Source organism: Sunxiuqinia sp. sy24 (assembly GCF_052677165.1).
The window spans coordinates 18,426-32,870 of the sequence record NZ_JBQYLH010000030.1 but is presented as its reverse complement, the minus strand read 5'-3'; the positions used below and the strand labels follow the sequence as shown (position 1 = coordinate 32,870).

General features: G+C 44.2%; 12 protein-coding genes. 4 read left to right on the top strand and 8 right to left on the bottom strand.

Annotated features, from left to right (window positions below; all coding sequences use genetic code 11):
- Positions 1-77 (bottom strand): twin-arginine translocation signal domain-containing protein (locus ACUNWA_RS18695; protein ID WP_445593367.1); only part of this gene is annotated, 77 nt, incomplete at its 3' end.
- A 16-nt stretch (positions 78-93) separates the two neighbouring features.
- The gene (locus tag ACUNWA_RS18690) at positions 94-1,626 is read right to left on the bottom strand and encodes an SUMF1/EgtB/PvdO family nonheme iron enzyme (RefSeq protein WP_445593452.1); all 1,533 of its coding nucleotides are present in this window, start codon (positions 1,624-1,626) and stop codon (positions 94-96) included.
- A gap of 387 nt (positions 1,627-2,013) precedes the next feature.
- On the opposite strand from ACUNWA_RS18690, the gene ACUNWA_RS18685 reads away from it, so the two are divergent.
- On the top strand, positions 2,014-2,709 hold the full coding sequence (locus ACUNWA_RS18685; protein ID WP_445593451.1) for a ComF family protein: 696 nt from the start codon (positions 2,014-2,016) through the stop codon (positions 2,707-2,709).
- A gap of 19 nt (positions 2,710-2,728) precedes the next feature.
- On the opposite strand, the gene ACUNWA_RS18680 is transcribed toward ACUNWA_RS18685, so the two are convergent.
- The 3 genes from ACUNWA_RS18680 to ACUNWA_RS18670 form a co-directional block, all read right to left on the bottom strand.
- Positions 2,729-3,592: a DUF4249 domain-containing protein gene (locus ACUNWA_RS18680; protein ID WP_445593450.1), complete on the bottom strand. Its 864-nt coding sequence runs from the start codon at positions 3,590-3,592 to the stop codon at positions 2,729-2,731.
- Positions 3,593-3,597: 5 nt separating this feature from the next.
- Complete coding sequence (locus ACUNWA_RS18675) at positions 3,598-5,952, bottom strand: TonB-dependent receptor (protein ID WP_445593449.1); 2,355 nt, start codon at positions 5,950-5,952, stop codon at positions 3,598-3,600.
- A gap of 272 nt (positions 5,953-6,224) precedes the next feature.
- A complete protein-coding gene (locus ACUNWA_RS18670) occupies positions 6,225-6,914 on the bottom strand; it encodes an SIR2 family NAD-dependent protein deacylase (protein WP_445593448.1) in 690 nt (229 codons plus the stop codon).
- Between the two features lie 244 nt (positions 6,915-7,158).
- Here ACUNWA_RS18670 and dnaG point away from each other — a divergent pair, with 244 nt between their 5' ends.
- From dnaG to ACUNWA_RS18655, 3 genes are all read left to right on the top strand, one after another.
- A complete protein-coding gene (dnaG, locus tag ACUNWA_RS18665) occupies positions 7,159-9,105 on the top strand; it encodes a DNA primase (protein WP_445593447.1) in 1,947 nt (648 codons plus the stop codon).
- Between the two features lie 11 nt (positions 9,106-9,116).
- The gene (locus ACUNWA_RS18660; protein ID WP_445593446.1) at positions 9,117-9,608 is read left to right on the top strand and encodes a pyridoxamine 5'-phosphate oxidase family protein; all 492 of its coding nucleotides are present in this window, start codon (positions 9,117-9,119) and stop codon (positions 9,606-9,608) included.
- A 65-nt stretch (positions 9,609-9,673) separates the two neighbouring features.
- Positions 9,674-10,696: an NAD-dependent epimerase/dehydratase family protein gene (locus ACUNWA_RS18655; protein WP_445593445.1), complete on the top strand. Its 1,023-nt coding sequence runs from the start codon at positions 9,674-9,676 to the stop codon at positions 10,694-10,696.
- A 52-nt stretch (positions 10,697-10,748) separates the two neighbouring features.
- Here ACUNWA_RS18655 and ACUNWA_RS18650 read toward each other — a convergent pair whose 3' ends face one another.
- The 3 genes from ACUNWA_RS18650 to ACUNWA_RS18640 all read right to left on the bottom strand — a co-directional run bounded on the left by ACUNWA_RS18650 (position 10,749) and on the right by ACUNWA_RS18640 (position 14,370).
- Positions 10,749-11,726, bottom strand: a complete 978-nt coding sequence (locus ACUNWA_RS18650) for an ROK family protein (protein WP_445593444.1) — start codon at positions 11,724-11,726, stop codon at positions 10,749-10,751.
- Between the two features lie 96 nt (positions 11,727-11,822).
- Positions 11,823-13,076 (bottom strand): hypothetical protein, encoded by a 1,254-nt coding sequence (locus tag ACUNWA_RS18645; RefSeq protein WP_445593443.1) that lies wholly within the window; start codon positions 13,074-13,076, stop codon positions 11,823-11,825.
- Positions 13,077-13,422: 346 nt separating this feature from the next.
- The gene (locus ACUNWA_RS18640; protein WP_445593442.1) at positions 13,423-14,370 is read right to left on the bottom strand and encodes a pyruvate, water dikinase regulatory protein; all 948 of its coding nucleotides are present in this window, start codon (positions 14,368-14,370) and stop codon (positions 13,423-13,425) included.
- Between the last annotated feature and the right edge of the window lie 75 nt (positions 14,371-14,445).

Here is a 14,445-nt window from a genome sequence, read left to right as displayed (position 1 = left end):
CCTATTACGCCAACAGCACCTATAGCTGCTGCATTGGTTAAAAATTTACGTCTTGAGAAATTCGATTTTTCTGTCATGATACATTAGATTTAGTTATGGATTTCCAGTATTTTGATCAAATTCACAAACCACTCGGAAGCCAACCATATTAGCATCAGAATACCACCAGATACTCTTAGGCATCTGCGGGTCTGTTTTCATCCAGGCTTCCGTTTTGGTATAATCGCGATCAGCCGAACGCACATCTTCAGCAGTACTCTTAAACGAACCGCCACGAACAACATGTTCGGTTCCGCTCGCTGGCCCTTTCGGATCGCGAGCTCCATCGCTCCATGCACTATAGGCATCTGGCGCGTACCAGTCCAGACAAAACTCAGCAGCATTCCCCAGCATATTTTTCAAGCCAAACGGATTGGTTTGTACTGCGGAAGGGGGCTGTGTTTTGGCCATGCTGTTGGCATCATAAATTACATGCGAATTAATATTGGTGGTATCTGCTCCAAAAATTTTGTTCCAGAGTTTTGTTTGCGAGAAATCAGTTGGATCGCCTTCAAAGAAGTAAGGCGTTTGACTACCGGCACGGCAGGCATATTCCCATTCGGCTTCGGTGGGTAAGCGATAGGTTTTTCCCGTCACTTTCGATAACCACTCACAGTAAACCAGTGCAGCCCGATGACGCATAGTAATCGCCGGACGATCGCCCAATCCCCAATTTTGGTCTGGCTGTCCGTAAGGTGGCGTTGGTCCGCTAATGGCATCCACATCATCTTCTGTGCGCGAACCCTCGGTGTCGGTACTTCTTCCTTCGGCTCCGGTTTGGCTGTAGAAAGCCAGGTATTCATTCCAGGTCACCTCCACTTTACCCATAAAGAAAGAGCTGATCTGCACCTCTTTCTGAGGACCTTCATCTTCGTCCCGGTAAGACTCATCAGCCGGACTCCCAATTTTAAAAGTTCCGCCGGGAATAGCCACCATCTCGAATGATACCGGTGTTTCAGGAATCTTCTCCGTGAAATTTTCAAGCTTTTCAACGGGTGTTGGTGCCTGGTAAATTTCGATATTGGCCTGCATATCCTTTCCAAAGCCGATATTGCTTTCGTGTGTCGCATTAGGATCAAAATGGCCAACATGCAAATGACAGTTAATACAGCGCAATTCTTCTTCATTCTGAGAATAGTAAAGGTGCGCATCCTGTCCTTCTTTCGATAAAGTTAAAGGGAATAAGTTGACATGACACTGAATACACGATGCCTTATATGTGAAGTGCTGGGCCTCCTCAACAGTAGATTTGGCTTCCCAGTTAAAACTTTCATGATCTTTAAATAAATAACCATAAATATCTTTGGCGCCCAGCCGGGCTTTTTCAATTAAGTAGCCTTCGCCTTTTGGAGGCAAGTGACAATCCACACATTTCACCTGAATCCCGTGTTTATTATCGTAGTGTGTGGATAATTTCCATGATTCGGTCACGTGGGGATGAACATGGCATGATTCGCAAAACTCGTTGGTCGACGAATATTCAACCGATTTGTTAAAGCTAATAAGCGCCAACAACCCTAAAGCAAATCCAATAAAAAGGACAAAGAGAATTTTTTCCTGAAAGAATTTTCGAAGTTTCCCAGCCATTGCTGTAATAGTTTAGTTAGTTTGAATTAAGAGTAGCTTGCTCACAAATTTAATAAAAACAAGTTCTAAAAATAGATTTACGTCAAAAAATAAGCGGTCAACGATTGTCGAAAAGCAAGCTTTCCTTGAAAAAAATAAAATCTTACGTATAAAATGGCTGTCAGGCTCAGCACCAAAAGATTATCTCCTGCATTTTACACCCAAAGCTATCACACTAAGGATCACTCCATTTTTTTTAAAACATAAAAACAAAGAGTTATTCCGAAGAAAAGCTTAATCCAATTTATCATCATACTTGTCAATTGTTAAAATAGTATTCAGATAGTCGCTAACGATTAACGAAGTATTACGCCATTTACTTTATCTTTTCCTAAAAATTATCCGTTCATGAGCAACATATCTAACTACGTCCATGCCTTTCTCGAACTGTTTTATCCCCGACTTTGTCTGGTTTGCGGTGAAAAACTAATCACCATGGAGAAGTATCTCTGCTTGAAGTGCCTGCTTCACCTGCCCCGAACCAATTTTCATGATGAGCCTGAAAACGCCATGGAACAGCTGTTTTATGGTCGGGTGCCTATTCAACGGGCCACAGCATACTTCGACTTTAAAAAAGGAAGTCCGTATCAGAAGATCCTACATCAGCTTAAATACCGGGGGATGAAAGAACTGGGAGAATATATGGGTGCTCAATATGCACTCGAGCTTCAGAATTCCGAATTCATCGGAGCGGTAGATCTGATTTGTCCGGTTCCACTTCATCCAAAAAAAGAGCGTAAAAGAGGTTACAACCAAAGTTACCATCTGGCGAAAGGCTTGTCGGATAAGCTCGGCATCCCCATTGAACGAGAAGCGCTCATTCGACGAAAGTTTTCGAGCACCCAAACCAAAAAAGGGCGCTACGAACGATGGGAAAATGTAGAAGATATTTTTGAACTTCACCAGCCAGAAGCCTTTGCAGGGAAACATGTTCTGCTGATTGATGATGTGGTTACAACCGGGGCTACTCTGGAAGCTTGCGCGGCAACCATTCTGCAAAACTGCCCGGCCAAAATCAGCATTCTAACGCTGGCCATTGCCTGATTATAGCACTGGAAAAAATTTAGTCGCTAATGGTTGCCCCATTGAAAATCGTTGATCCCCGATCGACTTCCATCACGGCAAAGAAGCCTAGTGCTCCATTACTAATGTTTCCTTTGATGTTGGCCGGAGGGCCACTAAAAAGCGGTACTTTTGTGCTGGTCTCACGATCTACTGCAACAAGAAAGTCGTAGTATTCTTGTGTGATTCCTGCCATTTCAAGCGTGATGGTATCTCCTTTAGCAACCTGTTCTCCCTTCTCTTCATCGAAGTACTGTACAAAGGCTCCTTGCAGCTCATTGCCGTTAAAAAAACGATCATCCACTGCCCGGTAGTTATGCAGCGAGTCGGTAGCAAGCACCCCATTTTGGTAGACTTTAAACAAATAATAATCTTCGGTATTCGGATTATCTTCACTAAACACTCCGACCTCCCAGCCCTCCCAACTCACATTATAAACCACAGCCACGCCAAAAACCGGAGCTGTTGGTTTCATTTCGGTTTCAACCCAATAAGTTTCCAGCTCACCATCTGCATTTACATCCACATTCGAAATATCGAGCCGGTACTCGCGGCCTACGAGACCAAAATAATCTACAGGCGTTAAATATACGCCGCGCCGCTCCGGATCTTCAGCCAGCTCAATGGTCTCCACTCCATCATACAAGCTTAATTCCGCGTTAGACACCATCTCGACCGCTTGGTTGGAGAAGTAGGGAGCCGATTTGCTCAACCTCACTTCATGAGCCATCGTATCGTTGGTGATTTCGCCAAAAACAACCAACAAGGGCTCTCCGGCTTCATCCAGCTCAAAGTCAACTCGCTCGGTGCAGGCAAACAACGTCATCAATAAAAACAGGCAGACAATTGCGTATCTTGATTTCATAGAAATTAAAATTTGAAGTTATAGGTTACTGCCGGGATCACAGGAAACAAATACGTTTTTTCAGCATAGGTCTCCGTTGGATTCTCAGTATCCTGAACGAAATTCAAGGCCCAGGTATTTCTTCGGTTATAGGCATTGTATATCGAGAACACCCACTCCCCGGTCCATGCCCGGTTTTTCTTATTCTGATTTTGCAAGGTCAGGGACAAATCCAACCGATGATAATCATCGTAGCGCGCCCCGTTTCGCTCGGAATAGTAGGGGACAATGGTGCCGCTAATTTCATAACGCTGAACCGGCAGGGTCACGGGCTGCCCGGTGGAATAAACCCAGTTGGCTGATAACGACACGCGCTTGCTCAAGTCATAATTCAGAACGGAACTAAAATCGTGCATTTTATCAAAAGGCGCCGCATAGGTTTTCCCCTCATTGATTCCCGGAATAGTACGTTCGGCACGCGACAAGGTGTAGCCGATCCATCCGGTCAGCCGCCCCTCAGTCTTTTTCATCAGCAATTCCACCCCATAAGCTCTGGAGTCGCCAATTCGCAATTCCCCTTCAAGGTACTTATTCAACAACAACTCGGCATGGTCTGCAAAATCAACGGTGTTTTTCATATCCTTGTAATAGGCTTCTAACGAAAGCTGGTAGCGATCATGCTGAAAGTTTCGAAACAGGCCCAAAGCAAACTGATCCGCAAGCTGCGGCTTCACATTTGGGCTGGCCGGAAACCAAATGTCGAGAGGGCTTCCTGCTGCTGTGTTCGAAGCCTGCTGAATGGTTTGCCGCGAGCGGTTGTAGTTGAATTTCAGCGACCAGTCCGGTGCCAGCAGGTAATTAACACCAAAGCGTGGCTCAATTCCCCAGTAGTTCTGATACACTTCGCCCGACGAATAGTTGGTGGAATCAACCGGTTCGTAATTTTCGTTATACGTATAAACTATTCCTTCGCCAATATTCTGAAAGAGCGACAGCCGAAGCCCATATTTCAATATCAGTTTGTCGCCAATTTGATGTTGATGTGAAAGGTAGCCTGCATGTTCCAAGGCATAATTTTTACCGACCAGGTATTCGCCAAAAATCGACTGATCGCCAATGCCCATGGCCATTCCCGGGTTAAAGGCATGATGAAAGCTTTGCACTCCAAATTTCAGCGAATGCTCTGGCGTGATGTAATAGCCAAAATCTGCTTTCAGCCCCAAATCCTCCAGATCTGACTCCCAAAGCCAGGATTCCGGATCTTCTTCATCAGTTCCCAGTTCATAATCGTATCGGCTCCAAACAGCCGTTAAATTCATAAACAGCTTACTTGAAAATATATGGTTCCAGCGTGTAGTAAAAGTTTTATTTCCAAAGCCCATGCGGAAAAAGTTGCTTTTCATGACATCGCGACCGAGGTAGCCACTCACATACAAGCGGTTATTTTCGTTGAAGCGGTGCGATAATTTCAGGCTGGCATCGTAAAAATACAGACGACTGTTTTTCACATCTTCATCAGACGAAAGGGGCAAAAACAGATCCATGTAAGTTCGCCTTCCGGAAAGGAGCATAGTCGTCTTATCCTCTTTGATCGGGCCTTCCAAGGTTAGTCGGCTTGAGATAGTACCAATGCCTCCTGCTCCGGAAAACGTTTTGGAGTTCCCATCCTTCATCCGGACATCGAGCAGCGAAGACAAGCGTCCGCCATACTGCGCTGGCACATCGCCCTTGTACAATTTTAGATCTTTGATGGCATCATTGTTAAAAACCGAAAAGAAGCCCATCAGGTGAGAGGCATTGTAAACCGTTGCCTCATCCAGCAAAATCAGGTTTTGATCGGGGCTTCCGCCACGCACGCTAAAGCCCGATCCACCTTCAGCCGTCGAATGCACTCCTGGCAAAAGCTGAATAGCCTTAATTAAGTCTACTTCTCCCATCAAAGCCGGAATGGACTTAATGGTTTTGGTTTGTAAACGCTCAACCCCCATTTCCACTTGGGTGATGTTTTGATCTTTGCGCTCCCCCAGCACCTGAATCTCTTGCAGCTCTGCCGACTCAGGAGCCAGCTCAATCTCCAGTCGCTGGTCTTCGGCCAGCTCAACCTGCTGCACCAAATCTTCGTATCCAATATAACTATAAATCAGAGTATATGAACCGGGAGCAATAGCAATGGAATAAAAGCCGTAGTTGTTGCTGATGGTACCAAGGTTAAGCTCCTGAATAAGTACGGAAGCGCCAATCAGACTTTCGCCACTCTCAGCATCCAAAATGTGTCCACTGATAATTCTCCGGCTGGTTTTTCCATCCTCATCATTCCGGGCATAAAGAAATCCGGCTGTGCAAAATAACACACCCAGTAGGAAAAGTAATTTTCTTGGCATTGTTTAGAATTGTTTCAATTGTCCGAATTTGTTTTCTGGCTTACGTATAAGACTCACTTACCCTCAAAACGTTTCACTTTTTTGAAAAAAAATTGACTTTTCATTCGAGATGGTCGAAAGAAGCTTATTGATACACTATTCAAAAGCCAAATTGGAACAAAGCATTCATAGCGACTTCTGCATGCTATTGCCGGCTCTTCCATGCTCATAGGAAAACCCCAACGGTAAAAGGATCATCGAATTAACAACCAAAGTCAACAGCTCACGCAGGATCAAGCTAATTCTTGAAGCCGATCACGCAGCATGCGCACCCCAACTCCAGCTTTCTCCTCAATAAATTGAACCTTTTTCATACCAATTGGTGGACGCTCCGGATCAACCACAAAGACAGGTACGTCTTTGCCAGTATAATGCATCAAACCGGCAGCCGGATAAACATTGAGCGAAGTGCCTACCACCACAAAAATGTCGGCTTGTTCTACCATTGGAACCGCGTCCTCCATTGCCGGCACCTCCTCACCAAACCACACAATATGCGGGCGAAGCTGGTGTCCTCTCTCGCACAGATCGCCAAATTTGAGTTCCCAGCCATCCAAATCATACACTAATTCGGAGTGTTGGGTACTACGTACTTTTTTCAATTCGCCATGCAAATGCAGAACTTTTGTGCTTCCAGCCCGCTCATGCAGGTCATCCACATTTTGCGTAATAATCTGCACATCGAAAGCATTTTCCAGGTCTGCTAAACCAAAATGCCCGGCATTGGGCGTGCATTCGTAAAGCTGTTTGCGCCGGTCGTTGTAAAATTTCATCACCAGCTCGGGGTTTCGCAACCAGGCTTCAGGAGTGGCCACCTCACTAATGTCATATTCTTCCCACAAACCACCCATATCCCGAAAGGTACGGATGCCACTTTCCTGGCTCATCCCGGCGCCTGTTAAAACCACCAGTTTCTTTTTCATACGTCTTTATTTTTGTTTTAAAGATAAGCTGAAATGCCCTGCTTTGCAATTATCCGTCAACACTGAATCCCTCATATTGAACAGAAAATGAATTCGTATCCGAAGAAAAATTAGCCAAACAAAAGAGGTACTAGCTGAGCAAGACGCGACAGCTATTGCCCTGCCTAATTTCATCGAATTATATCGCCCAATTACTTTTCAACAGCCCGACCCAATTAAGGACTATTTTCCTACTTTTGTGGGTATGATAGACCAGGCAACAATTGACAGAATAATGGATGCAGCCGAGATTTCAGAGGTCGTCTCGGAATTTGTGACACTGAAGCGAAGAGGAGTCAACCAGCTTGGATTATGCCCGTTCCATAACGAGAAGACACCTTCATTTATCGTGTCGCCAGCCAAAGGCATTTTTAAGTGTTTTGGCTGCGGGAAAGGTGGTAATGCCGTTAACTTCATCATGGAGCACGAATCACTTTCGTATCCCGAAGCGCTGAAATGGTTAGCTAAGAAATACCACATCGATGTTCAAGAAGAAGAGGAAACAGAGCATCAGAAACAACTGAAAGACGACCGCGAAAGCATGATGATCGCATCAGCTTTTGCGCAAAAATATTTCACCCGTTTTGTATGGGAAGAGAATGAAGGTCGCACCATCGGCCTCAGCTACCTGCGCGAGCGGGGACTACACGACAACATCATCAAGAAGTTTGAGTTAGGCTACTGTCCCGATGGGAAAGACATTTTTACCCAGGCCGCGCAAAAGCAGGGCTATAAGATGGAATACCTTGAAAAAACCGGGTTGACCATCAAACGGGACGACTGGGTGCGCGACCGTTTCGCAGGGCGGGTGATGTTCCCCATTCACAACATTGCTGGCCGGGTGACTGCTTTTGGAGGCCGCACCTTGAAAAGTGATAAAAACATTGCTAAATACCTCAACTCGCCCGAGTCGGAAATTTACCACAAAAGCCGGGTGCTCTATGGTATTTTTCAGGCCAAACGTGAGATCACCAAACAAGATAAATGCTACCTGGTAGAAGGCTATACCGATGTACTGGCTTTTCATCAGGCCGGCATTGAAAATGTCGTCGCCTCTTCGGGAACAGCATTAACTCCGGATCAAATCCGGCTGATCAAGCGTTTTTCACCCAACATCACCATTATTTATGATGGCGATGAGGCTGGCATTAAAGCTTCGCTACGCGGAATTGACCTTGTGCTCGAGGAAGGCATGAACGTAAAGGTTCTGCTGCTTCCTAAAGGAGAAGATCCCGACTCCTTTGCCCGCTCCATGAGCTCGACACAATTACAGGAGTACATTGACGAACACCAAACCGATTTCATTCGGTTTAAGACCAAGCTGCTGCTTGAAAATACCGAAAATGACCCGGTAAGCAAAGCCCGACTGATTAGTGATATTGTGCGCTCCATTTCCGTGGTTCCCGATACCATTACACGTTCGATGTACATCAAAGAGTGCAGCACGCTGATGGATGTTGGTGAAGATATTCTCTACACCGAAATCCGGAAGGTCATGCAAAGAGAGTCGGAAGACAACCGTCGGAAAGAATACCGCGAACAGGCGGCACAGCAGCGACAACCAGCCATTCCACGGCCAGTCAACATCGCTAAAAACCTTTGTGAAATCGAGGAACGTGAAATCCTGCGTGTGCTGCTTAAGTATTTTCACACCGAAGTATTTGAGGAGGAAGGAGAAAATCCGGAGGACCCCATCTTTATTTCGGTAGGCCGTTTTGTATTGGAAGAAATTGAAGCCGATGGTTTATATTCGGACAATGAGCTCATCAACCAGTTTTTGGATTTATTCCGCGAAAACCTGGACAACGCCGAATTTAAACCCATGTCGTTTTTCACCCATCATTCCGACCAACGCATTAGCCAGCTGGCTAGTGACTTGCTTTCTGAAAAATACACCGAAAGCAAACGTTGGACACGCGGCGGCGCCTTTGTGGAAGCTGAAAATGAAATACTGGACTTAATTGTTCCGAAGATTGTACAAGAATACAAACTCCGAAAAGTGAAAAACATGCTTGCCGACCTGGAAAAAGGCATCCAGCTTGCTGCTTCCGACATGGAAAAGGTCATGAGCATTCAAAATCAATACCTCAACTTAAAAAAAGTAGAGAAGCACCTGTCTATCCAATTAGGCAACCGAACCGTTACCCGATAAAATAAATCCCCATGAGAACCCTCTTTATTGAGAACCGTGAAGAAATAAACGAAGTCATCAGAGCGTGCAAAACCTGCTATCTGGCTATGTCGGACGGAGATGTGCCTTATCTTCTACCCATGAACTTCGGGCTGGATGGCGACACGGTTATTCTGCATTCGGCCCAGGAAGGCCGCCTGTGGGAAACCATCCGAAAAAACCCGAAAGTATGCATAAACTGGACCCTGGGCGAAGAGCTGGCCTGGCAGGATGAACGCGTTGGCTGTAGTTATCGTGTCAAGTCAAAATCGGTGCTTGTTGAAGGCGTAGTGGAGATTATTAATGACTACGATGAAAAATACCGCATGCTTCAGCAAACCATGGCCCAATACAGCGACCGCGAGTTCGAATTTGGCAAACCAGCAGTGATCAATGTCGGTATTATGAAAGTGCACATTAAAAAAATTACAGGCAAAGTGTTTGGAGCCAAAGCCGTGACTCCCTGGAACCAACACAAGGAATAAGTTTAACCGTTGGCAAGCTCACCGGTTCTTGTTACTTTTAAGCTCTTACTATTGAATTGAAAACTATGATTTTTGTAACCGGAGGCACAGGATTAGTTGGCTCGCATTTGCTTTTTAACTTGTTAAGTTCAGGCAAAAAGGTGCGTGTTTTAAAACGCCCGACCAGCAATTTGAAAGGGGTGAGAAAGATATTTGCCTACTACACCGATCAGCCCGATCAGCTTTATGAGCAAATTGAATGGGTGGAAGGTGATATTTTGGATTACCACAGCATGGAAGATCTGCTTGCAGGAGCATCTGAAGTATACCACTGTGCAGCCATTGTATCCTTTCATGCCAACGACCGCGACAGCATGCTTAACAACAATGTGAAAGGAACGGCCAACCTGATTAACGCGGCGCTTCACAATAAGGTCAAGAAGTTTTGCCATGTAAGCTCCATTGCCGCTTTGGGTAAAACCCAGGATGGCAGCGAAATCAACGAAGAAACCTATTGGATCCCATCCAAGCAAAAATCAGGCTACAGCCTTAGCAAGTTTTTTTCTGAAATGGAAGTATGGCGCGGCACGGAGGAAGGGCTGGACGCTGTAATCGTCAATCCTTCCATTATTCTGGGTCCCGGCAACTGGGATATTGGAAGTCCAAAGCTTTTCCAAGCCATTGCCAAAGGACTAAAATATTATACCAAAGGCGAAACTGGCTTTGTGGATGTGCGTGATGTGGCTTTGGCCATGGTAAAACTGATGGATGATCAAGATTTCACACACACCAAGAACCAGCGGTTCATTTTAAACGCTGGCAACATGAGCTACCAAAATTTCTTCAACAAAATAGCCGATTCGCTGCAAAAACCACGTCCTAGAACTTTCGCTTCAGATCTGGTTTTACAAATAGTGTGGCGTGCTGCGCGCTTAGCCAGCTTTTTCTCCGGGAAACGCCCCCAAATCACCCGGGAAGCTGTTTCCGGCTCTAACCGTATTCATCGGTACAACGGAGATAAAATTCAAGAAACAATCGATTTTCACTACCGAAACCTGGATGAAACGATCAACGATATCGCTCATCTGTTTCAGAAAGATATAAGCTAAAAAAAACGGGAGCTCCTGAGAGTTCCCGTTTTTTTTAGTCATTAAATTGACCTTATTTTTCAACTTCTTTCCAAACCAAAGCACTGGCACCTACAATAGCGGCATCGCCTTGTTTTAGTTTCGAAGGAAGAATTTTGATCTTATCTTTAAAGATGGGCAACAAGTAAGCTTCCATACTCGCTTTAGTTGGCTTGAAGATATAATCTCCGGCAGCTGTTGGGCCACCAAACAAGAAGATTGCTTCAGGACTCAGGTGATGAACCGTATCGGCCAATCCCTGTCCCAGCCACTTGCCAGTCAGCTCAAAGACTTCCAAAGCTACTTTATCGCCTTTTTCGGCAGCATCAAAAATCATTTTCGAATCCAGTTCTTTAAATGATTTATCGGCCAGCAAACTGTCATTTGCATTGTCACGTACCATGATCTCAAAAGCAGTGCGCTTCATTCCCGAAGCTGAACAGTATGCTTCAAGGTGTCCCTTAGTACCACAACCACAAGAACGGCCGCCTGGAATCAGAACGGTATGTCCGCATTCTCCCGCAAAACCATCAGCACCATAAACCAAGTCACCATTAACGACAATACCACTTCCTACACCTGTTCCCAAGGTATACATCACAAAGTTTTTCATGCCTTTGGCTCCACCATAAATCATCTCACCGATGGCCGCAGCATTGGCATCATTGGTTAATGCCAAAGCATCCAATTCAGGAAAGCTCTTTTTCAACAGTTCAACCAATGGCAAAACACCTTTAAATGAGAGGTTTGGTGCATATTCAATTGTTCCGCTATAGTAATTTCCATTAGGAGCTCCGATTCCGATACCCAAAACCTCCAGGTCACTGTTCACTAATTTCACTGATTTGATCAGCTCTTTAATGGCAACAGTTAGCTCCTCAATATATTGTTCCAAATTTCCATGTGCAGGAGTAGGTATCGAATCTTTAACCATCACATTTCCCGCCTCGTCAACAACACCTATTGCAGTATTGGTGCCGCCAATATCGACACCTATTGCTACTTTCTTCATATGACTAATTTTAAATTAATTATCTATCTTCTTAAACAATCACGACTCTCTAGTAAATTAGAAAGTCATGATGTTATTATATCGATAAAAGGACGATTACCCTTTCTGATGTACTTTAGACCCGATCAAAGCGTAATATAGGATATAAAGCTCACCAATAACCACAAGCGTCCAAGTCCAGGCCCAATTTCCGCCTAAAGCATCAGCCATCATACCTTGCATCAGTGGAAGAATCGCACCACCAATTACTCCAATCATCAATGCTCCTGATGCTTTAGAAGTATATTTTCCAAGATCAGCTACTGCCAAAGAGAAAATACCACCCCACATAATCGAGTGTAGCAGTCCGATACCGACTAAGAACCAAGGATTACCTGTAATCATTGAAATTAAAACCAAGGTAGTTGCACCAACTGAAGTTACCACCAACTGTACTTTTGCAGAAATCTTACTTAACGTACTTCCTACTAAACGTCCAACAAGCATACCACCCCAATATAACATGGCCATACGTGATGCTCTTTCAGCAAAACTTCCACCAAGCCAGTCGGCATACATGTTAATATTAGCACCAATGGCAACTTCAACACCTACATAAAAGAAAATACCGATTACACCTAACTTAAGGTGAGAAAAGGACCAAACACTTTTTTCAAGCTTAGCGCCAGCTTCATTTGTTGTACCTTCAATATGAGGAAGAGTTAATTTGCTTACGATAAAGACAACAACTGCAATGGTTACAGCTAACAAAACGAATGGTAATAATACCTGATCGATTTTTACATCCGCAATAGATACACCACCAAATACGATACCTGCCACAAAATAAGGAGCGATAGTTGTACCAATAGAGTTTGAAGAACCTCCAATAGTAATACGCTGAATAGCACTTGTTCCTTTTACATCACAAGCAGTTAGGTAAGGGTTAATGACAACTTGCATTACCGTTGCTGCTGATCCGACAACAAATGAACCTAACAGGAATACAAAGAATCCAACTGGAATACCGGCAACTGCGGGTGAATTTTCCATTGAACCAATCCATGCTGAACCAGCACTGACTAACAAACCAAAAACCATTAAGATCAAGGCTCTGATCAAGGTTTTCTTATAACCGTAATTGTCAACCCACTTACTTCCTGTTCCACCCATTACCGGGTAAGCCAAGAACCAAGTGAAGGTTACTAATATTGACAAGGTGTTTTTAATCCCTTGAATACTATCAGCTCCAAGGAATGCTGATTCCAAAGGTTTCTGAAACTGTTGAAAGACTACCGTCAAAAATCCAACGATAAAAAATAAAAATACCATCGTAAGAAATGGCCCTAAATAACTCTTCTGCTGATTCATAATTTGATTATTAATTCTTATAAAGTTGATTTATTGTTAAAGTCCTCTTCTAGAAGCTTGTTTGTTATCTTTTGATTAACAATTGGGTTTTCAGTAACGAGTCCGAAAATACCAAAATGATTTTAAACTGCTCTTATAATTGTTCTAAATAAGTCAAAATATTAGAAAATTAAGCTGAGTTCAGACTGAATCTCGAATGCAAACACCAAATAATCAAACGATTTGACAACAAAACAAACTTGTACACACAGGTAAGCGAGTGGAAAAAAAAGTGAAGTCGAGTAGGATACTCTATTGCATAACAGGATTAAAGAAAATAATCTCAGGTCCTTTTCATTAATGCAAGCTATTCCTCTGTGTTAGAATCTGATGATGACTTGATATTTAGACTTTGTCCGCTATCTTCATCAACTCCAGCTGGGTTGGTCGTATCTTGGTAAGGAGATCTAATGCGCCGACCACCATACTCAAAGCGTTCATTCATGATGTTCAAAATTTCATTTGCTGTCGACTCCACCGGCTTGTTCGACACATGCACCACCGTAAAACCTCCTTTCCTGAATATGAAAGAAGCGTTGCGGATTTCGTTCTTCACTTTGGCCTCATCGGTATAATTCGAACTATCATGCCGCGGCAGACTTCGCAAACGCTTGATGCGGTGAGCAATTAAATGCTGATAACCAATGTGCAAACCAAACACCCGCTGCGGATCCACTACGAACAATTCCTGCGGTGGCTTAATACCATGAACCAGAGGCACATTAGCCACTTTCCAACCATACATGGCCAAGTACACACTCAAGGGGGTTTTGCCCGACCGGGAAACGCCACACAAAATAATTTCGGCTTTATGCAATCGTTCAGGACTCATGCCATCATCATGGTTTAAAGTAAACTCAATGGCTTCAATGCGGTCGAAATACCGCTGGTTAATTTCCCTAAAAAGACCGGGGGTCTTCAACGATGGAATTCCTAATTCCTGATCCAGATAATCGGCCAGACCACCCATAAAGTCGACCTGTTTTACCTCATGCTTCTGTGCCAACCGAATCAGTTTCTTCCGCAAGTCCTGGCTGACCATAGTATGGGTTATCAAGCCTTCATCCTTTTTAGCTCGAAGCACAACCTCCAGTATTTCTTGCTCGTCCGAAACATCGGGTACAATAATCACGCGAACCTTATTGTTCGGATACTGAATGAGTAAAGACTGAACCATATTATTCCCGGCGAGTCCTTTTCCACCGGAAACCACATAAATGGGTTTTTCCTTTTTTCCATTGGCTGAATCTGGCATAGATCTTGAATTAAGTTGCTGTTTTATAGAAACAAAATAGTAACTAAAATGATTACGCACAAAAAAAGGGCCTCT

Excerpts from the sequence above, each read along its gene's own strand:
- ACUNWA_RS18690 (WP_445593452.1), bottom strand. The coding sequence starts at position 1,626 with ATGGCTGGGAAACTTCGAAAATTCTTTCAGGAAAAAATTCTCTTTGTC.
- ACUNWA_RS18685 (WP_445593451.1), top strand. The coding sequence starts at position 2,014 with ATGAGCAACATATCTAACTACGTCCATGCCTTTCTCGAACTGTTTTAT.
- ACUNWA_RS18680 (WP_445593450.1), bottom strand. The coding sequence starts at position 3,592 with ATGAAATCAAGATACGCAATTGTCTGCCTGTTTTTATTGATGACGTTG.
- ACUNWA_RS18675 (WP_445593449.1), bottom strand. The coding sequence starts at position 5,952 with ATGCCAAGAAAATTACTTTTCCTACTGGGTGTGTTATTTTGCACAGCC.
- ACUNWA_RS18670 (WP_445593448.1), bottom strand. The coding sequence starts at position 6,914 with ATGAAAAAGAAACTGGTGGTTTTAACAGGCGCCGGGATGAGCCAGGAA.
- dnaG (WP_445593447.1), top strand. The coding sequence starts at position 7,159 with ATGATAGACCAGGCAACAATTGACAGAATAATGGATGCAGCCGAGATT.
- ACUNWA_RS18660 (WP_445593446.1), top strand. The coding sequence starts at position 9,117 with ATGAGAACCCTCTTTATTGAGAACCGTGAAGAAATAAACGAAGTCATC.
- ACUNWA_RS18655 (WP_445593445.1), top strand. The coding sequence starts at position 9,674 with ATGATTTTTGTAACCGGAGGCACAGGATTAGTTGGCTCGCATTTGCTT.
- ACUNWA_RS18650 (WP_445593444.1), bottom strand. The coding sequence starts at position 11,726 with ATGAAGAAAGTAGCAATAGGTGTCGATATTGGCGGCACCAATACTGCA.
- ACUNWA_RS18645 (WP_445593443.1), bottom strand. The coding sequence starts at position 13,076 with ATGAATCAGCAGAAGAGTTATTTAGGGCCATTTCTTACGATGGTATTT.
- ACUNWA_RS18640 (WP_445593442.1), bottom strand. The coding sequence starts at position 14,370 with ATGCCAGATTCAGCCAATGGAAAAAAGGAAAAACCCATTTATGTGGTT.